Annotated in this window: 17 protein-coding genes, 1 pseudogene and 1 other annotated feature; of the genes and pseudogenes, 8 read left to right on the forward strand and 10 right to left on the reverse strand. The window is 24.1% G+C overall.

Annotated elements, in window-relative coordinates; all coding sequences use genetic code 4:
• Positions 1–47: 47 nt before the first annotated feature.
• From rplL to D500_RS03925, 6 genes are all read right to left on the reverse strand, one after another.
• Positions 48–416 carry a 50S ribosomal protein L7/L12 gene (gene rplL, locus D500_RS03900; RefSeq protein WP_008363027.1) on the reverse strand — a complete coding sequence of 123 codons (369 nt, stop codon included), beginning with the start codon at positions 414–416 and terminating at the stop codon, positions 48–50.
• A gap of 68 nt (positions 417–484) precedes the next feature.
• Complete coding sequence (gene rplJ / locus D500_RS03905; RefSeq protein WP_008363025.1) at positions 485–982, reverse strand: 50S ribosomal protein L10; 498 nt, start codon at positions 980–982, stop codon at positions 485–487.
• 16 nt (positions 983–998) lie between these two features.
• Positions 999–1,140: a sequence feature (ribosomal protein L10 leader region), on the reverse strand.
• A gap of 70 nt (positions 1,141–1,210) precedes the next feature.
• On the reverse strand, positions 1,211–1,891 hold the full coding sequence (gene rplA, locus D500_RS03910) for a 50S ribosomal protein L1 (RefSeq protein WP_008363023.1): 681 nt from the start codon (positions 1,889–1,891) through the stop codon (positions 1,211–1,213).
• Positions 1,891–2,319, reverse strand: coding sequence for a 50S ribosomal protein L11 (gene rplK / locus D500_RS03915; protein ID WP_008363020.1), 429 nt, complete (start codon positions 2,317–2,319; stop codon positions 1,891–1,893). Before rplK ends, rplA begins: the two co-directional genes overlap by 1 nt.
• 194 nt (positions 2,320–2,513) lie before the next feature.
• Positions 2,514–3,392, reverse strand: a complete 879-nt coding sequence (locus D500_RS03920) for a UTP--glucose-1-phosphate uridylyltransferase (RefSeq protein WP_008363018.1) — start codon at positions 3,390–3,392, stop codon at positions 2,514–2,516.
• Positions 3,393–3,733: 341 nt separating this feature from the next.
• Positions 3,734–5,110 carry a glycosyltransferase family 2 protein gene (locus tag D500_RS03925; protein ID WP_239759492.1) on the reverse strand — a complete coding sequence of 459 codons (1,377 nt, stop codon included), beginning with the start codon at positions 5,108–5,110 and terminating at the stop codon, positions 3,734–3,736.
• 440 nt (positions 5,111–5,550) lie between these two features.
• Between D500_RS03925 and galE the strand changes: the two genes are divergently transcribed.
• Positions 5,551–6,558, forward strand: coding sequence for a UDP-glucose 4-epimerase GalE (gene galE / locus D500_RS03930; RefSeq protein ID WP_008362715.1), 1,008 nt, complete (start codon positions 5,551–5,553; stop codon positions 6,556–6,558).
• A 41-nt stretch (positions 6,559–6,599) separates the two neighbouring features.
• Complete coding sequence (gene glf, locus D500_RS03935; protein WP_008362714.1) at positions 6,600–7,790, forward strand: UDP-galactopyranose mutase; 1,191 nt, start codon at positions 6,600–6,602, stop codon at positions 7,788–7,790.
• Between the two features lie 99 nt (positions 7,791–7,889).
• Here the strand turns inward: glf and D500_RS03940 are convergent, their stop codons facing one another.
• The 4 genes from D500_RS03940 to D500_RS03955 form a co-directional block, all read right to left on the reverse strand.
• A complete protein-coding gene (locus D500_RS03940) occupies positions 7,890–8,585 on the reverse strand; it encodes a UpaP162 family type II restriction enzyme (protein WP_008362712.1) in 696 nt (231 codons plus the stop codon).
• Entirely contained in the window at positions 8,578–9,561 is a 984-nt protein-coding gene (locus tag D500_RS03945) for a DNA cytosine methyltransferase (RefSeq protein WP_008362710.1), read from the reverse strand. Before D500_RS03945 ends, D500_RS03940 begins: the two co-directional genes overlap by 8 nt.
• Positions 9,562–10,150: 589 nt before the next feature.
• Positions 10,151–10,294: a hypothetical protein gene (locus tag D500_RS03950; RefSeq protein WP_008362708.1), complete on the reverse strand. Its 144-nt coding sequence runs from the start codon at positions 10,292–10,294 to the stop codon at positions 10,151–10,153.
• 105 nt (positions 10,295–10,399) lie between these two features.
• Positions 10,400–10,723 carry a putative cell division protein gene (locus tag D500_RS03955; protein ID WP_008362706.1) on the reverse strand — a complete coding sequence of 108 codons (324 nt, stop codon included), beginning with the start codon at positions 10,721–10,723 and terminating at the stop codon, positions 10,400–10,402.
• Between the two features lie 371 nt (positions 10,724–11,094).
• Between D500_RS03955 and D500_RS03960 the strand changes: the two genes are divergently transcribed.
• The 6 genes and pseudogenes from D500_RS03960 (at position 11,095) to D500_RS03985 (ending at position 20,193) form a co-directional block, all read left to right on the forward strand.
• Positions 11,095–14,181 carry a hypothetical protein gene (locus D500_RS03960; protein WP_008362704.1) on the forward strand — a complete coding sequence of 1,029 codons (3,087 nt, stop codon included), beginning with the start codon at positions 11,095–11,097 and terminating at the stop codon, positions 14,179–14,181.
• A gap of 29 nt (positions 14,182–14,210) precedes the next feature.
• Positions 14,211–17,279 (forward strand): hypothetical protein, encoded by a 3,069-nt coding sequence (locus tag D500_RS03965; RefSeq protein ID WP_008362702.1) that lies wholly within the window; start codon positions 14,211–14,213, stop codon positions 17,277–17,279.
• Between the two features lie 83 nt (positions 17,280–17,362).
• A pseudogene (locus D500_RS03970) lies at positions 17,363–18,770 on the forward strand (IS3 family transposase).
• A gap of 75 nt (positions 18,771–18,845) precedes the next feature.
• Positions 18,846–19,418: an alpha/beta hydrolase gene (locus tag D500_RS03975; RefSeq protein ID WP_239759419.1), complete on the forward strand. Its 573-nt coding sequence runs from the start codon at positions 18,846–18,848 to the stop codon at positions 19,416–19,418.
• Between the two features lie 53 nt (positions 19,419–19,471).
• Positions 19,472–19,750, forward strand: coding sequence for an alpha/beta hydrolase (locus D500_RS03980; RefSeq protein WP_239759420.1), 279 nt, complete (start codon positions 19,472–19,474; stop codon positions 19,748–19,750).
• 53 nt (positions 19,751–19,803) lie between these two features.
• Positions 19,804–20,193 carry a helix-turn-helix domain-containing protein gene (locus D500_RS03985; protein WP_239759421.1) on the forward strand — a complete coding sequence of 130 codons (390 nt, stop codon included), beginning with the start codon at positions 19,804–19,806 and terminating at the stop codon, positions 20,191–20,193.
• Positions 20,194–20,304 lie beyond the last annotated feature (111 nt).

Below are 20,304 nucleotides of genomic sequence, written 5' to 3' on the forward strand. Positions count from 1 at the left end.
AAAAACTCACCCATTATGGTGAGTTTAAAAATTATTTAGAAATTGGCTTATTTTAAATCGATTGAAGCTCCAGCTTCAACTAATTTAGCTTTCATTTCTTCAGCTTCTTCTGGTTTTACGTGTTCTTTAATAGTTACAGGCATTGTTCCATCAACGATTTTTTTAGCATCCATTAATCCAACACCAGTTAATTCTTTAACTACTTTAATAACTGCAACTTTTTGTTGTCCTACTGAAGTCATAACAACTGAAACTTCACTTGGAGCAGCATCAGCAGCTTCAGCTGGAGCAGCAGCTGCAACACCAACTGATGCAACAACTCCAAAGTGGTCTTCAATAGCTTTAACTAATTCGTTTAATTCGTTTAATTTCATTTCTTCTAATGCTTTAATAATTTCATCTTTAGTGATTGGCATGATATTAATTCTCCTTTATATATATTTTTTTAAATGTTGCTACTAATACTTTTAAATTGTATAGTTTATTAATTTCTAGTTTCAGCAACTGCGTTAATAGCAGCCATAACTTTTCTCAATGGGTATAGTAAACTTGAAGCAAACATTGAGTATAGTTCTTCTTTTGATGGTAGAGATGCAACTTCATTGATTCCAGCAGTATCAACAACTTTGCCTTCATAAATACCAGCTTTTAATTTAAGAGCGTCATTTTTCTTAGCAAAATTTGCAACTAATTTAGCTGCAGAAATTGAATCTTCAGTTGAGAAGATAAATACGTTTTGTTGAGTTAAGAATGGAATTAAATCAACTAAACCTAATTCTTCAGCAGCTCTTCTTACAAGTGAATCTTTGTAAACCTTAATATCAATATTTTGTTTTAAGGCTTGAACTCTTAATTCAGTCATTTTAGCAACTGTTAAATGTTTGTATTCAGCAATTGCAACACCTTGAGCACTTTTAATTTTTGAAACAATTTCAGCAACTATTTCAGCTTTACGTGCGTGAGCAGGTCTTGAATTTGACATTTAGACTCCTCCTTTTTTAAATAAAATAAAAACCTTGGCTAGTAACACTAAAACCAAGGACAAAACAAAAAAATGTTTTTTAAACAAGTCAGTTTTCCTCGGTAACATGATTAAGGGAATATCCCCGTTACTGTCTTAGGTATTAATAGCAATATAATATTACCATTTATTTTTATTTTTGTTATATTAAATGACAAAAAAACAACTCTAATGAGTTGTTCTTAATTATTAAAATTCAACTTTGATACCAGGACCCATTGTAGTTGATAAAGTTACATTTTTAATGTAATCACCTTTTACAGTTTGAGGTTTAACTCTTCTAATTTCATCAATAACAGCTTTAAAGTTTTCTTCTAATCTTTCAGCTTCAAATGAAACTTTACCAATAATTAAATGAACGTTTCCTTCTTTATCAGCACGATATTCAACTTTTCCTTTTTTAATATCATCAATTGCTTTAGCAACATCCATAGTTACAGTTCCAGTTTTTGGGTTTGGCATTAATCCTTTAGGACCTAAAATTTTACCAATAGCTCCTAATTTTGCCATCATTTCTGGAGTAGCAACAATGATATCAAAATCAAATCAGTTTTCATTTTTAATTCTGTTGATTAATTCTTCTCCACCAACAATATCAGCTTTTGCTTGTTCAGCTTCTTTAGTTTTAGTATTAGTTAAAACTAAAACTCTTTGAGTTTTTCCAGTACCTGCAGGTAAAACTACAGCTCCACGGATTTGTTGATCAGCTTTTCTTGGGTCAATGTTTAAATTAAATGCAACTTCAACAGTTGAATCAAATTTTGTTGTAGCAGTTTGTTTTGCTAAATCTAAAGCTTCAGTTAATGGATAAACTTTATTTTTTTCAACTTTACTTAAAGCTTCTTTAAATCTTTTACTGATTTTAGCCATTATTTAAAGTCCTCCATACCTGTAACTTTGATTCCCATATTTTTAGCTGTTCCAATAATTTGTTTCATTGCTGCTTCAACAGTATTTGCATTTAAATCTGGCATTTTGTATTCTGCAATAGATCTAATTTGATCTAATGTAACAGTTGCAACAGTTTGAGTTCTAGAATTACTTGCTCCTCTTTCAATTTTTGCAACTTTTTTTAACATATATGCAGTTGGAGTAGTTTTTAAAACAAAGTCAAATGATTTATCATCATATGCTGTAATAACAACAGGAACTACATCTCCTGCTCTATCTTTAGTAGCATCGTTGAATTCTCTTGTAAATGCAGGCATGTTAATTCCTAATGAAGCTAATTCTGCACCAGGTTTTGCTTGCATAGCCATAAATTCTAATTTAGCCACACGTGTGATTTTTTTAGCCACGAACTTGTTCTCCTTATATTTTTAAGGTCGTTTTTTATCCGCTGTGGTTCATATGAATTATAAAAATAAGTTCTCCCACAATAAAAATCGCCTAAAAAATATTATACATTTTTTCTATAAAAAGTGAGTAATTAAATTAAATAAATATAAATAAAAAAAGACATCAATTGATGCCTTATATTAAATTAATTTCATTAATTGCTTGCAGTTAATTTTTCTATTTTAGTTTCAATTAAACTTAAGAATTGATCTTTTAAATCTTCTCTTTCTAAACCAAAATCTAAAATAGCGTGTAAATAACCAATTTTATTTCCAAGATCATATCTTGAACCATTAATAACTTTTGCATAACATTCAGTTTCATCTAAAGTTTTTAATATTGCATCAGTTAATTCAATTTCTCCACTTTTGCCTTTTATTTGCATATCTAAATATTTAAATACTTCAGGTAATAAAACATATCTACCACCAATTGCAATATTACTTGGTGCACATTCAACATCAGGTTTTTCAATTAATGATTCAACTTTATAAACATCATCTGAAATCTGATCTACTTTACAAATTCCATACTTTTTACTATCTTTTTTATCAATACAAATAGTACCTAAAACGTTTTGTTGATATTTTTCAAAAACATCTATTAATTGTTTAATAGCAGGTGTGTTGCATTTAAATAAGTCATCACCTAAAAGTATAGCAAAAGGTTCATTTTTTATAAATTCTTTTGCTAGTGAAATTGCATGACCTAATCCAAGTTGTTCTTCTTGCATAATATAATAAATTGTTGCATTGTATTTTTCACTTATTAATTCTAATTCACTTAACTTATTTTTTTCTACTAAAAAATGTTCAAGTTCTTTATTTCTATTAAAGTGATTTGCTATATTATTTTTTCCAGATCTGATTATAAGTAAAATCTCTTCAATTCCACTATTTATAGCTTCTTGAACAATATATTCTATTGCAGGTTTATCAATAATAGGTAACATTTCTTTTGCTTGAGATTTAGTAAAAGGTAGAAATCTTGTTCCAAATCCAGCACAAGGAATAATGGCTTTTCTTATTTTCATAGTTAGAACCTCACATATTAGATTTACTTAATTTCTTACTTTTATTCTTAATCTAAAATTAGTTAAACAATAATAAAAGAATTAATACTAAAATAGTGATATTAAAAAGCTTTAGATTAATTTCAATACAAAATATAAATGATAAATAAACATTAATTTAATTATTAAATATAAACAGATTTTAAACAGATTTTTATTTTTTATTTTTATATTTATAAAACAAAATAAATATGAAAAAACTCGATAAAATAAGGCTTTATTTAAAAAATTAAAGTTCATTTATGATTATTTTTTATTTTTATTTAAAAATAGAAATTTAATTAAGATAAACTTAAACATTCTTATTTATTACTTGTTTTATTAGGTTTTGTTTTTAACACTACTTCACTTTTTCTAGCAATAGGAGTAGTTGAATAAGTTGATCTAAACAGTGCTAAAAATGAAATAGGAATATAAGTTAACATAAATAAAGGATAAGTAAATATTGATTTAAATTTTTGTCATTTAGTTGCATGAATAGATTTTCTATTTCTAATAACAACAACAATTCCTCAAAGTAAGTAATTAACAAAAATTATTAAATGAATAACAAATGGAGTTGTAAGAGCATAAACTAATAAATGATAAAAATTATTTTGTACTTGAGCAACTTGTATAAATCTATTATGAACATAATTAACTTCATAATTAGAAACCATTAATAATGTAGTTATTAGTCAAAATAATAAATTAATTACAAGTGTAAGAACAACAGGTGAAATCATTGTAAAGTTTGCTCATATCTTAACTTTATTTGCTTTTAATGAAAACATTTGTTTAAGAATTCTAGATTTATAAATATTTCAAACTTGTTTAAACCCAACACTTCATCTCATTCTTTGTTTTCAAGAACTTTTAAAATCTATTGGTTGTTCATCATAAAAACAAGCATTTTCTGTATAGCCAGTTTTAATATTATTTAGCATCAATCATTGAGTAAATTCAATATCATGACTTAGTGAGTTAAAGTCTCATCAATTAGTTTTTTCTAAAATTTCTTTAGTAAAAGAAAACCCAGTTCCATTAATATAAGAAGCATGATTTAAAGTAGCTCTTCCTTTATTAATAACATCTGATTCTTTTAAAAATTGAATTGAATAAGCACTAGAAATTCAGTTATCAGCATAGTTTTTTGAGTTTCTATAAGTTGTTACAACTTGAATATCTGAATAAAAATCATATGCTTTATTAACTTCATAAACTCAGTTTTGATCTAATAAATTATCAGCATCAAAAGAGCAAAAACAATCATATTTATCTAATAGATTATTATCTCTAATGTATCTTAAACCGTGTTGAATAGCAAAGTTTCCACCTTTTAAAGTTTTATGAAATCTTTGTAAAACTACAACATTTTTTTTAATTCCAACATTATAAGTTTTTTTATTATCATTACAATTATCTGCAACTAAATAAATATCAATTACTCCATCATATTTTTGAGCTTTAATACTATCAATTAGTTTTCCAACAACACTAGATTCATTATGTGCTGGAATAATAATTGCAAATGATCTATTTTTTTTAGGTTTATATTTAGTTAATTTCTTTTTGTTTTTAATGTATGCGAACATAAAAAATAGTCAGTCAGAAGATAGGAATAACATAAAAATTATTCCAATAACTAACGTAAGATAGAAAAATACAGTTGTAGCTGTATTAAGTTGATGGTTAATAATCATTTCATACCTCCTAGACAATACATAATTTTTTTACATACTTGCTATTTGTTAAATGAATATAAATATCCAAAAAACTTATGTACTATAATAGCAAAACTTTATTTAAAAAAATAGATCTTTTTTTTGTCATATTTTCTAGATTTTTAGCTATAAATTTAAAAAACATAGATTATATGGGCATTATTAAAAGTTTTAAACATTTAAATTTTTTTAAAAAATTTTTACTTGATTTTTGGCTGTTTTTTTAAAATTATTTATTGTTAAAAAAATACTTGTAAAATTTCAAAATGTCTTTAAAAAATGTTCTAAAATAAAGTATTGCTTAAATTTATGGGCGAATTTAGGTCTAAAACTAAGTTGAATAATTTATGTCACAAATACAAATTTAATGTGATATATTCATTAAAATATAAAAATCAAAATAGAAGAGGTTTATTATGAATTATCTTTTAATTGGTGGAGCTGGTTATATTGGTAGCCATGTTGCTGAAATCATTAATAAAACAGATGATAATAATGTAATCATTTATGATAATTTATCTACTGGTTTTAGTCAAGCTATTGAACAAAAAAGTAAATTTATTCAAGGCGATATTTTAGATTTAGATAAACTAGATCAAACATTTAATGATAATCAAATTGATGTTGTTATTTATTTAGCTGGATTAATTAAAGTTGGTGAATCAGTACAAAAACCACTTGATTATTACCAAACTAATATTCAAGGTTTAGTTAATACTTTAAAAACAATGCAAAAATATAATGTTAATTATTTTGTATTTTCATCTTCTGCTGCTGTTTATGGTAATAATTCTCGCCATAATGGTTATTTTTATGAAAATGATCCTAAAGAACCTTGTTCACCTTATGGAAGAACAAAGTATTTTGGTGAAGAAATCATTAAAGATTTTGCACTAGCAAATCCTAATTTTCATTACACTTTTTTAAGATACTTTAATGTTGCTGGTGCTTCAAAAAGTAAAAAAATTGGTTATTTAACTAAAAACAATCAAAAACCTACTCATTTAATTCCTGCAATTAGTTATTTTGCATTTGGATTAACTGATGAGTTTAGTATTTTTGGATCAGATTACAATACTGATGATGGAACTTGTGTTAGAGATTATGTTTATGTTTGTGAACTAGCTGAACTACATTTACTAACAGCAATTAAAATGGTTAAAGAAAACCGTGATCTTTACTACAATATTGGTAGTGGTAAAGGGTTTAGCAATCTTGAAATTATAAAAGAATTTGAAAACCAATTAAAACGTAAACTAGATATCAAAATTGCTCCAAGAAGAAGTGGAGATCCAGATATGTTAGTTGCTTCAAATACTAAGTTATGTCAAGAGTTAGACTATCAAATAAAAACTAATATTAAAGAAATTGTAGAAAGTGAAATTGCTTTTAGAAAAGCACATTTACAAAACAAAGATAACTAAATAAGTTTTTGTATGTAAAAAAACTTGTTAAAAGGAGATTTATGAACACAATAAAAGCAATACCAACTAATATAAACAACACTTATGATTATGTTTTTATTGGTTGTGGTTTAAGTACAGCTACAGTTTGTGCAAAATTACCAAAAAACAAAAAAGTTTTAATTATTGAAAAAAGAGATCATTTTGGTGGAAATGTTTATGATCATAAAAAAAATGATATTTTAGTTCATCAATATGGACCTCATATTTTTCATACAAATGACAAAGAAGTATTTGATTTTTTAAATCAATTTACAACTTTTAACTCATATAAAAATGTTGTACAAGCAAAAATTGATGATGAACTAATTCCACTTCCAGTTAATGTTGATTCAATTAAAATATTATTTCCAAATGAAGCTGAAGATTTTATTAATTATTTAAAAGAAAAGTTTCCTAATCAAGAACAAGTAACTATTTTAGAATTATCACAAATTGACAAATACCAACACATTTATCAAACTATTTATACAAGAATTTTTGCAAGTTATACTGGTAAAATGTGAGATAAGAAAATTGAAGATTTAGATGTTTCAGTTTTTGCAAGAGTTCCAATTTATTTAACTAAAAGAAATACTTATTTTACTGATACTTATGAAGGTTTACCAACTAATGGTTATACTCAAATGGTATTAAATATGTTATCTTCAGATAATATTGATCTTGTTTTAAAAGTTAATATTACTAAGCATTTACAAATTAAAGATAATCAAATTTATATTAATGATGAATTAATTACTAAACCTGTAATTAACTGTGCTCCTATTGATGAATTGTTTGGTTATAAATATGACAAATTACCTTATAGATCTTTAAACATTAAATTTGAAGAATTAAGTAAAACTAATTTACAACAAACTGCTGTAGTTAACTATCCTGAACACCCTTCAATGACAAGAATTACTGAATATAAGAATTTCTATCCAGAAGTAAAAAATGAACAAAATACTATTATTTCAAAAGAATATCCAGGGGCTTTTGAACAAAATAGTAAAGAATTTTCTGAAAGATATTATCCTATTCCAAACGATGAATCAAGAGAACGTTACAACAAATATGTTGAAGAAAGCAAAAAGATTTCTAACTTATACCAATTAGGAAGATTAGCTCAATATAGATATATTAATATGGATCAAGCTGTTAGAAGCGCTTTAGATTTTGCAGATGATCTAATTAAAAAATATGAAAAATAATAATCAAAAATAAAAATGTAAGAAGTACTAATTTAATTAGTTTCTTACATTTTTTTATGTTTAAAAACATTTAAAGATAAATTAATTTTTATAAAAATATTACTTATCTTCATTTCTATTTAGTTTGTATATTTTTGCTAATTGGTCTTTAGTTTTTTCATATGAAATTTGATCAATTTCTAAAAGATTATCTTTTAAAAACTTATCTGAAACTATAAGTCTACCCGAATTAAGATTTAACTTTTCTGATCAAGATCTTTTATCTTGATGTCATTGATCAAAATTAATTTCTTCTAAAAAATAAGATTGAGTATTATCAATAATTATTTTAATATTTTGATTATCTGTAGATAGTCCAATGTGATAGTTAATTTTAAAAACTAAAAAATGTAATGGGGTTTGTTCAGTATAACTTACATAATCATCATAAAGTTTTTGAATAGCTGCTATTGTTCTATTATTAGTCTTATTACTTTTTAAATTAACATAAAAAAGATGTTCTTTGTATTTAATAGAAAAGTCATAACTATTTTTGTTAGTTACTTTATTAATATTCATTATTATTTGTTTATCATTTTTACTAGAATTAAAATAATTTAAAAGATTTATAATTAAATATTCTTCTACTAAAAAACCTATTGCAGAAGATGAACTAACTGAATTAATTTCTCTTTGTAAAATATTTAGATCTTCTACTTTAATTTCAAGTTCATTATTTTTATAACTAAATATCTCTTGTATTACTTCTGATAAAAGTTTTTGTAATTTGATAGCTATTTTATAGTAATTATTCACTAAAAAATATCTCCTTGACTATTTTTGCTATTTCAAATGATAGCTTTACTGGAACAGCATTTCCTATTTGTTTTAAAACATTTGATTTAGTACCTAAAAAAATAAAATTTTCTGGAAATGATTGCAAATTAGCTAATTCTCTAGGAGTTAATACTCTTGGTAAAACAGGATGCACATGTACACCACCGTGATTTTCTTTTACTGTTGGAGCGGGTTTATCATATGAAATTTTTCTAAAAGCATCTGAAAAACTTTTAGATAAGCTTTGTCCTTCTTTAAGATCTGATAGTCTTTTTTTCATTTCTTCTGAGTGTTTAGAAAAAGTATGATTTGCTATAATGTCTTCATTTGTTATGTGTTCTAAATGACCTATTGCTTGTTTAACTGTAACAATTGGTAAATCAAATTCTTTTAACCTACTAATAACTTGATCTACTTTATCTTTGTTTTTACATCCTATAAAAATAACTCTTTCTCTTTTTTGAGCAACTCCAAATTTTGAACTATCTAATAAAATAAATTCTGTATGATAATTTAACTTGCTTAGCATATCTTTAATCTTATCAATAACTAATATTCCATCAGCTTCTTTATAAGATAAAATTCCTTTAACATTTTCTAATACAAATCCATATGGTTGTAGTCTTGAAATTACATCTATTGTATATTTATATAATTGATTTCTTTGATCACTTTTACTTCTTTTTCCTGCCATTGAAAAACCTTGACAAGGAAACCCACCAATAACTAAGTTTGTTTTGTTTTTAAAATTATCTTCTAGATTCTGTCTTACATTTAAATCAGTAATGTCTTTAGTTGTTATGTGTTTTTTAAAGTTGTAATTATATGTATCAACTGCAGGTTGTCAAAATTCAACTGTATCTAATATTTCAAAATCATTTTGAGTAAATCCAAGTGTTAATCCACCAGCTCCAGCAAATAGATCTACAATAGTGTTTTTTCTATTTGGTTGCATAAATAACACCTCATTTACTTTAACTATGTTTATATTCACATTTATTTTACATGTTTATTAGAGGTTCACAAGATCTTATACAAGGTTTAAAAATAAGAAATAAGAATTAAACTATATTAACTTAGATTCATTAAATAATAAAAATGTTAAAAATGTTAAGTTTTGTTTATCAAATGTTTTAGAACATAAAAATTTAACTAATACTATATTAAAAGATTGGTCTAGTAAATATAAAATACATTATTTAGATTTTAATTACAATAATTCAAATTATCAAAAAAATAAGAAAGGTAAAACAATAGAAATTCTAGTTACAAATTATTAATTATTTTTGTCAATTTCTATTCTACATACTTTTTAAAAATACACAATATGTTTTTTAAATTTTTTTAATCTTGTTTTTAGCATTAAATAATTTATTTATTTACTAGTAAAACTTTAAATATTAATAACTAGTAAAAAAGCTTCTACTGAAGCTTTTTTATTTTATATAACTCTTATTTATAGCAATTATTAATAAACTGCTAATAAACTAAATACAAATAAAAAACCTTAGGTATTTTAAAATAGCCTAGAACTTTTAAAAAACTTAGTTTATATCAACTTTAAAACCTTCATATTCATAAGATTTAATAATACTTTTAATATAAATATTTCTATCATTTATTTTAGTTGTTAAGTTATTTTGAATTAATAACTTTAAACTAGAAGAATCAGTTGTAGATTTATACATTGCTAAAAAGTATTCTTCTTTACTTATATTAGTTCAATTAACAACAACTTTGAGTTGTTTTTTTAATATTTGGTCTAATCAAAGTCTAGTAGATCTACCATTGCCTTATCTAAATGGATGACAAATATTCATTTCAATATATTTATCTATTATTTGATCAAATGTATTTTGTTTCATACTATCAACTAACTTTAAGTTTTGTTCTAAATATCTAGTTAAACAAAACATAAAGTTATTTTTAGATATGTTTACTTTTCTAATTTGTCCATTAAAGTTAAATACATCTTTAAACATATAAGAATGTATTTGACTTAACCCTTTAAAAGTACCTAGTTCAAATTTATCAAATAAGTTTTTATCTCATAATTCTAATAAACGCTTAACTGATAAGCTTATTTGATAATCATTTTCAATAAAATCATCATTCATATACTATTTTTACTTACTAACCTACTTATTTATATATAAATTATACATTTTACTAAGTTAATAAATAAATATAGATATTAGTAGTAAATATCTTTAATTTAATACAAAAAAGTATTGTTATTTTAAATTATAAAAAAACACAAAAAGTGTAGAAAATACAAGGGTTTTTTGAAAAAACAGAGTATTTTTACCAATTTTTACTAATTTTTTTAAAATTTCGCCAAAATAGGTATATACAAATGATAAGAATTGCTTTATAATATATAGTTTTTTGAAAATCGTGTTAAAAATCCTTTTCTATTTATAAATAAAATAAAATAATAAAGAATACAAAATTAATAGAAGTAAAACATAGAAAAAGGATGGGTTATATGAAAAAACTATTGGCCTTACTTGCAGTTACAAGTATTCTAACATCATCTGGGATTACTTATGTAATACATGAAAACGTTACAAGAAGTACTAACAGAGTTGATGAAAGAAAGACTTTCGAACAAGAAATGAAAGATCTTTCTACTAAATTAGATCTATACAAAAAGAATCTAGATTCTACTGATAAAAGATTTAAAAAATTAACTGCTGAAGATATTTTAAACGATGGGACAATTAAATCTTTAGAAAAAGATCTAGCTTATATCAATAAACAAATTGAAGCTAATAATAATGAAATTGCCGCCAAAAATAACCAAATCACAAAACTAACTGAAGATATTAAAACAGCAAAAGAAACAATTGAAAAACTAAAAAAAGAAAATCCAACTAATAAAGATAAAATTGCAGAACTAGAAAAAGATAAGAAAAAATGAGAAACTAAGGCATTTAATAGTAAAAAACAATTAGAAGATAAACAAAAAGAAGTTAGTGCATTAAGATCTAAATTAGAAGTAGTTCAAGCAAAAAAACTTTCAATTCAAAAAGAAATTGATCGTATCTTAAAAGACTTTAAAACCCTAGATAATAATTCAAAAGCAAATCAAAATCAAATTACAAAAATTCAAAAAGAAATTGATGAATTAGCACAAAAAATTAAAGAAAAAGAAGAAGAGCTTGCACCTGTAATAAAAGTAAAAGAAGAATATAAAAAAGAAATTATAAATCTATCTGATGAAAAAAGTGCTATTGATGCACAGTTAAATAAACTAATTGCAAATGAAAATAAATCTGAAGAACTTAAGAAAAAAGTTAAAGATTTAAAAGAACAAAACGCACAGTTACAAATTAAACTTGATGAGCTTTCAGCAAAGAATAAAAAATTAGATGAAAGACGTCAAATATTAGAACTTGATACTAAACGCATTGCTAAGCAACTAAATGATAAAATCCAAAAACTTAATTCACTAATTAATCAAAAAAATAGAGAAATCCGTGAAGAAAACAGAAAATCAGAGAAATTTTATCGAGAAATTCTTAGTTTAAAAGATAACAAAAAGTATTTAGAAAATCAAAAGAATAAAGCGGTTAAATCTTTAAAAGCAAGTGAAGAAAAACAAAAAGAAGTAGAAAAAGAATTAAAAACTATTAAAGATGCACTTTCAAAATTAGATTCTAAGAAAAAAGATCTTACAAATTTAGAAGAAGAAATTCAAAAAAAACAAACTAGTCTTGATGAATTAACTAGAGAAAATAAAGAACTACAAAATGAAATTAGTAAATTAACTCAAGGAGTACACAAAGAACAAAGTAATTTAATTGCTAAAAAAGGCGAACTAAATCAACTAAAACAAACAATTGATAGTAAAAATAGTGAATTTAATCAAATTAAAAATGATATCTCTTCAAAAATTAATGAAATAAATGGATTAAAATCTCAAATTACAAGTTTTAACCAAACTAAAACCCAAAAAGAAGCCCAATTAGCTAAACTTAAAGAAGAACATAAAAAAAACGATAAAAAACTAGAAGATGAAATCAGTAATTTAAATAATTCTTTAGTTTCTGCTAATAGTGAAAAAGATAAAAGAGAAAAAGATAAAAGAACTTTAGAATCTAAATTAGAAGAAATTAAAAACGAAATCAATGGCGAAGTAGAAAAGAAAAAGAAATTAGAAACTGAAGTAGAAAAAGAAAAGGATGATATTAGAGAAAAAGAAAAATTAATATCTACTCAAAATTCTAAATTAGAAGAAAACAAAAACAAAAATCAAACTCTTAAGAATGAAATTGAAACAACAAAACATAACATTACAGAAGCTAGAAAAATAATATCTGAAGCTCCTCAAAGAGAAGAAGAACTTAAAGCAGCAGATAAAGCATTACATAAAGTTTTAGATGAACAAAATCAAGAAAAAGAAAATTATAAAAAACAAATAACTACAAAAAATAAAGAAATAGAAGACGTTAAAGAAAACATTAGAAAAATTCAAAGAGAAAAAGAATCTATAGAAAAAAAGAAAGTTATTAAAAATAGAGAAGTTCGCTCTTTAGAAAAAGATGTTAAATCTGTTAAAAATGAGTACAAAAAGATTTGAGACGAATTTTATAGAATATATTGATATACAATTTTAGGTCTTGATAAGAAAGAATATGAAATTGGTAACCAATATTATGAATTATTAAGAAAATATAATGAAAATAACGATCTAGTATCTGAAATAACTCAAAAACAAAGTGATCTTCAATTAGAAATTGCAATTCAAACAAAAGAAAAAGCTAAACTAGAAGAAAAGTTAAGCTTCATTGCTGGAAAAATCAAAACAGTTGAAACTTTAAAAACTACTTTAGACAATGAAGCTTTAAACATAGATAAAGAAAAAGAAGAACAATTAGAACTTAAAGAAGTACTAGAAAGACAAAAAGAAGAATTAATTACTAAGATACAAAAAGATCAAGTTGAACGTTCAGAAAAAAGTGAACTATTAAAAAGAAAAAGACGTGAATTAGTAGGCGTAGACAAATCTGCAGAAGAAATGCTAAAAAATATTGTTGCAGCTGAAGAAAAAGTTGAAAAAGCTAACAGCGAAGTTGAAAAAGCTAAACGTGCTGCACTTAATTCTGATGAACAGTTAAAAAAAGCTGAGCAAATAAACGCTGAGCTTGACAGTAAATTAGAAATTGAAAGAGAAAAAAATGCTTCAAATCAAAAAGTAAAAGAAGAACTTGAAAAAGAAAAGGCTCAATTAGAAAAAGAAATAGAAGAACAAAACAATCAAAAACAAACAATTAAATCTAAGATAGAAGAAGTTCAAAAGCAAAATCAACAAATTTTAGAGGCTATTAATAACCACAACAAAAACTTTGAAGCTCTTGAAAAACAATATGAAGAACTAAAAACAGAGTTTAATAATTTCAATATCTTTAAAGAAGATAAATCAGAGGCATTTACTAAGAAATTAGAAGAATTTAAAAACAAACTAGATAGTGATTATGTGGAAAAAACTAAAGATTTTGCAGATCAATTAGCAAAATATAGAGATAAACTACATGAAATTAAAAGAGAAATAGAAAAATTAAATGCTTAATTAAAAAGGAATAATAAGGAGAAAAAGTTATGAAAAAATTATTAGCCGTATTAATAGGTCTAACTCTTTTTACAACATCTGGTGTATCATATGTAGCTTATGACAATATAACTTCTGTTTCTGCAAACCAACAAAAAGATAGAAAAAATTTATTATCTGAAATTGGAAAAATCGAAAAAGATATTAATGACAAGACAACTAATAGCAACAAATTAATTCTTGGTAAATTAGACAAAGAAAAAAGTATTAAAAACATTCAAGATTCTATAGATAGTATTAAAAAACAAATCAAAGAAAAACAAGATCAAATTACTACAATCAAAACTCAACGAGATAAATTAAATAAAGATTATAATGAAATAAAAAAAATACTTGACCCACTAAAAGAACTTGATTCTAAACAACAAGATCAAATTAAAAAATTAGAAGAAAAAATTGCTTCTGATCAAAAATCAATTGAAGAAAACAAAAAATTATTAGCCAAAGAAAGTGAAAAACTTGCTTCATTAGATGATAACCTAACAAATTCTAGTGCTAGTCTAATACAAAAAAGAAAAGAATTAAAAGCTCTAAAAAGCAAATTATCTGAATTTTACAAAATTAATGTAGAGTTAAAAGAAAAACAATCAGAATTAACTAATGCAAAAGAAAAATTAGCTTCTTTTAGCTATATTCCAAAAGAATTAATAGAATCTATTAAACAAAAAGATCGATTAGAAAAAGCAATAAAGAAAAATAAAAGTATTCTTGATTCAAAGAAAGTAAATGAAGAAGAAATATCAAATGCTATAAAGGAATTAGAACAAGAAGTTAAAACACTTGAAGAAAATAAGAAAAAATTAGATAATAGTTTTAATTCAATCAAACCTCAAGTTGAATCTTTAGAAAAAGAAGTTACAAAACTAGAAAACGATAGAAAAAATCTAAAAAAACGTAGCGAAGAAAAAATATTTATTTTAGAAACTGAATATAATAAATTATCTAAACAAAAACAAGCTTTAGAAGAAAAAAAATCAAATAGAGAAACTTATAGAAATAATTTAGATACTGAAATTAAAGGCTTAGAAACTAAAATAGCTGAAATTAAAGAACAAACCAATTCAAAAAACCAAAGTATTGATAGCATAAATGCAGAAATACAATCTTTAGCAGGTCAAAAAGAAAAAGCTGAAAAAGAAATTAAAGAATTAAATAAAAAGATAGACTCACAACATAAAAACATCGAAAATAAGAAAGAAGAAATATTAAAACTTCAAAAACAAATTAAAGATAAAAAAACAAATAAAGCTACTATTGAATCTGGATTAAATAGTTTGAAAAAATCTATTCAAAGAGTTGATGCCGATATTATTGTCAAAAAAAGTATTATTAGTGAATCTGAAGAAAATATTACTAAATTAAATTCAGAAAAAAAACAACTTGAAGAAAGCAAAAAACAAGTAGAACAAAAAATTAATGGTATCAAAGCAGAAATTAAAAATTTAGAACAAAAAATAGCTGAAGAAAATGCAACAAACATTACTTCTACAAATGAATATAAAGATAGAATTACAAAATTAAATGGAGCTATTTCTGATATTTTAAAAGAAAAAGAAAAAATCAATGGAAAAATTAGTGAAGTAAATGCTCAAACAGAAAAACAAAAAGAACTTTTAGATAAAACTAAAAGAGAAGAATCTGAATTAACTAATACTAAGGCACAATTAAAGAGAACTCAAGATGAAAAAGATAGAGAGTATGAAAAAATTCTATCTGACTTATCTAGTGAAGAAACTGAACTAAATAAAAACACTACTGAAAAAGAAAATTACACTAAAGAATATGAACCACTTCACAAAGAAGCTGTAAAAAAACAAAAAGAACTTAGTGTTTTTGAAAATAAAGTGGTTGCTTTAGAAAAAGTAAGAGACCAAAAGACTAAAGAAAATAGTAATATAAGAAAACAAGTTGATTCTTTAAATAGAATGGTTGTTTCTAAAAAAGAAGATTTAAATAAGGCAATAGGTGAAAAAACTAATCTAGAATCAGAACTTAATAATATTGATAAAGCAATAGAAAATACTAACAAAAAAATAAGAGAAGATAAAGAAAAAAATAAAAATTTAAATTCTGAGTTATCAAAAGAATTAAGAAAAAAATTAGATGATATTAAAAGCTTAGAAAAATCTGCAAAAGATATTAAAGACAGAACTAAACCAATTAGTACAATTGTAGAAACAAGAAAGAAAAAACTAGATGAATTAACTAAAACTCATAAAGAATTAAAAGATGGTGTTAAAGATCTAGAAAATAAAATAGCAACCGAAAATGCTAATTTAGAAAATATGAGTTCTAAAATTGAACCTACTTTAGCTGAATTAGGTAAGAAAAATGAAGAAAATAAAGAGTTATTCTTATATATTACTAAATTACAAAAACAAGTAGAATACCTATCAACCATTGATGACCAATTAAGTAAAGAAAAAACTTCTCTTGAAAATAAAGTTAGAATTGTTGAAAAAGAAATCTTAGAAAAGAAATTAAGTAAATCTTCAGATGATATTAACAATGCTAACGCTACTGTAGATAGTTTAAATAAATTCATTGAATTTTTAAATAAACAAACAGAAGAAGAAAAAGCTGAATTAGAAAAAGTTGTTAATGAAAATAAACAACTTCAAACTGAAATAGAAAAAGAAACTGAAAAAACAAAAGATTTTGAAAATACTAATAAGAGATTAAAAAGAGAAGATAAAGAACTTAAAGATAAACTTTCTGGAATCATCAGTAAAAAAGATAATTTAGTTAAAAAATTAGATGAACTTATTAATTTAAGTGATGAAATTGAAGGACTTTACAGAAGTAATTTAAACAGTGCAGGTAAGGCAAAAATTGAAATCGAATTAATTAAAAGAACTGTTGAAACCTTTGTTTCTACTCCAACCGAGCAATACAAAGTTGATCTAAATAAAATTAAAAAAACTCACGTTAAAGCAGTATATAAATGCTATGAAGATATTATAAAAAATGAAGAAAAAGCTAAAAGCAAATTAGAAGAATTTAAATCAGAAATTCAAAATCTAGACAAACAAATAGAAGAATTTAGCAAACAACAATAAAATTCTTATCTATAATCAAAAAACTCATCTTATCCCCCGAACCCCATATTCCGGACTAAAAATCCAGGAAGTGGGGTTTTTATATGGCTAAATGAAGCTTAGAAAAAAAATTAAAAATTGTCAAAGAAGCTAAAAGACTTAATGTTAAAAATAGCACCTATTTGGCAGACAGGCATAATGTCTCGGCTAATACTTTAAAGGGTTGAATTTACAAATATGAAATGTTTGGAATAGAAGCGCTTACCCACAAGAAAACAAAACCTCATTATAGTTTGGAAGCAAAACAAGAAATAGTATTATATAAACTTAAAACTAAAGAATCATACAGGGAAGTTGCAAAAAAATTTAATATTATACATTCATCAACTATAGCTGGTTGAGTTAAAAAGTATAAAGAAAATGGAATTTTAGGGTTAAATAATAATATAGGAAGACCTAAAAAAATTATGAAAAACTCTAAGAAAAAACCAGTTAAAAAAAGAAAACAAAAATAACAACTAATAATGAAGATAGAATAAAACAATTAGAAGAAGAAGTTGAATACTACAAATTAGAGGTTGAATTCTGAAAAAAGTTAAACACCTTGTTGACAGAAGAAGAATCAACAAGGAAAAAACAAAAGTAATTTTAGAAATGCTAAAAACTCACAAAAAAGCTAAAGTTTCTATTCTTTTAAAAATAGCAAAATTACCTAAATCCTCTTTTTATGAATGAAAAAAGAAATTAGAAAATTCAATAGATAAGGATATGGAATTAAAAAATATAATTGTTGATATATTCAACAAATCATTTGAAAGATATGGCTATAGACGGCTAAAAATGACCTTAAAATCAATGGGATATATTGTGAATCACAAAAAAATTTTAAGGCTAACTAAAGAACTTGGTATTCAGTGTGTCAAATTTAGAACAAAGAACAGAAGATATAGTTCTTATAAAGGAATTGTTGGGAAAATCGCAGACAATGTTTTAAAAGAAATTTTTCTTCAACAGAAGCAAACAGAGTTTGATGTACTGATGTAACAGAGTTTAAAGTTAATGGTCAAAAACTATATCTGTCACCAATTATTGATCTTTATAACAGTGAAATTATTTCATATTCAATTCAATCTAGACCTAACTTAAACCTAACTAATTCAATGCTAAAAAAAGCGCTTAAGAAGGTTAAAAATACAAATGGTTTAGTAATTCATTCTGATCAAGGATTTCATTATCAGCACGAGTTGAGTAAGTACGCTAGAAGAAAATAACATAATACAAAGTATGTCTAGAAAAGGTAATTGCTTAGATAATGCTATTATAGAAAATTTTTTTGGTTTATTAAAACAAGAAATTTATTATGGTGAGAAATACAATTCAATAGAAGATTTAACTAAAGCAATACATAAATATATTTATTGGTTCAACAATATAAGAATAAAAGAAAAATTAAAAGGATTGTCTCCTGTACAATTCAGAAAACAATCCTGTTATAATATTGAAAATTTTTAGTCCGTGTTTAAGGTAGCGGGGGGTTAGGATGAGTTTTTGTTGCACAATTTATTTATAAACAATTTAGGAGGTTATATGAAAAGTGAAACTATTATTAGTAAAGATAATAAAAAACTAGTTTTATATAAATGAGATGAAGTTAATAGACCACTAGCAGTTATTCAACTAGTTCACGGTAGTTGTGAACATATAAAAAGATATCAAGACTTTATAAGTAAAATGAACCAAAACAATGTTATAGTAGTTGGAATTGATCAAAGAGGTCATGGACAAACTAGTGTATTAAACAAAGAGCTTGGGTATTTTAACAAAACCAAAGGTTGAGATAGTTTAGTTGAAGATCAACTATTAGTAAATCAATATATTAAAACTCATTATTCAGATCTTCCTATTTATATGTTTGGTCATTCTATGGGTAGTTTTGTAGCTAGAAGTTATGCTATTAAATATTCAGATACTATTAAAGGTTTAATATTAAGTGGAACTAATCAAACTAATAGTTTTGTTTTAACTTCAGCTTTATTTTTAACTTATCTAAGTTCTTTATTTATAAAAGCTAAAAAACCAAATAAGTTTATTTGAAATCTTAGTTATAAACAATTAAATAAAAGTTTAATTCTAAAACAAGTAATGGAGTTGAATGACTAACTAGAGATACAAATATACAAAACAAGTTTTTAAAAGACAAGTATTGTGGGTTTGTGTTTTCAAGTTCTGCTTTTAAAGATATGTTTAAAGGAATGTTGTTTAACTTAAAAACTAAGAACTTAATTAAAATGAATAAAGATATAAGAATTTTGTTATTAACTGGAAGTGATGATCCAGTAAGTAACTATAGTAAAGATGTAATTAAGTTTAATAATAAGTTAGAAAAACTAGGTTATAATTCTCAAATAATTATTTATCCACAGTTTAGACATGAAATTTTAAATGAATTAGATAAAAATGTAGTGATAAATGATATTTTAAAATTTATGTAATTTATTAATTTTTATCTTTATAATTAACTTATTATATAGAAAAGAGTAATAATATGCTACCAAAAGATATTGATTTTAAGCTACAAATTATAGAAGAACACAAAAAAGGAGCTACAGTCAAATCTTTAGCTGACAAATACGATCTTAGTGTGTGAACTATTAGAGATTGAATTCATCAATATAATATGTTTAATGAACAGGGACTTAGCAAAAGTATAGGGCATACTAAATATGATCCTGAGTTTAAATTACATGTTATTAATCATAAAAAAGAATATAATTTAAGCTACCCACAAACTATTAAACTTTTTAGTATTAAAAACTCTTCAACTGTTGCTTTATGAGAAAAACAATTTAAAGAAAAAGGAGTTGAAGGTTTGAAAAATCAAATCGGTAGACCTAAAAATAGTTCTACTTCTTATAAACAACTCTTTTACAATTAGAAGAAAAAATTGCTGATTTAGAACAGCAATTAACTGAACTAAAACAGCAATTAAATTTAAAAGATGACAAATAACATACTTATAAATAATTAGACCTTAGGCAAACTCCCC

It is taken from the genome of Mycoplasma feriruminatoris, assembly GCF_000327395.2.
Lineage (GTDB): Bacteria > Bacillota_I > Bacilli_A > Mycoplasmatales > Mycoplasmataceae > Mycoplasma > Mycoplasma feriruminatoris.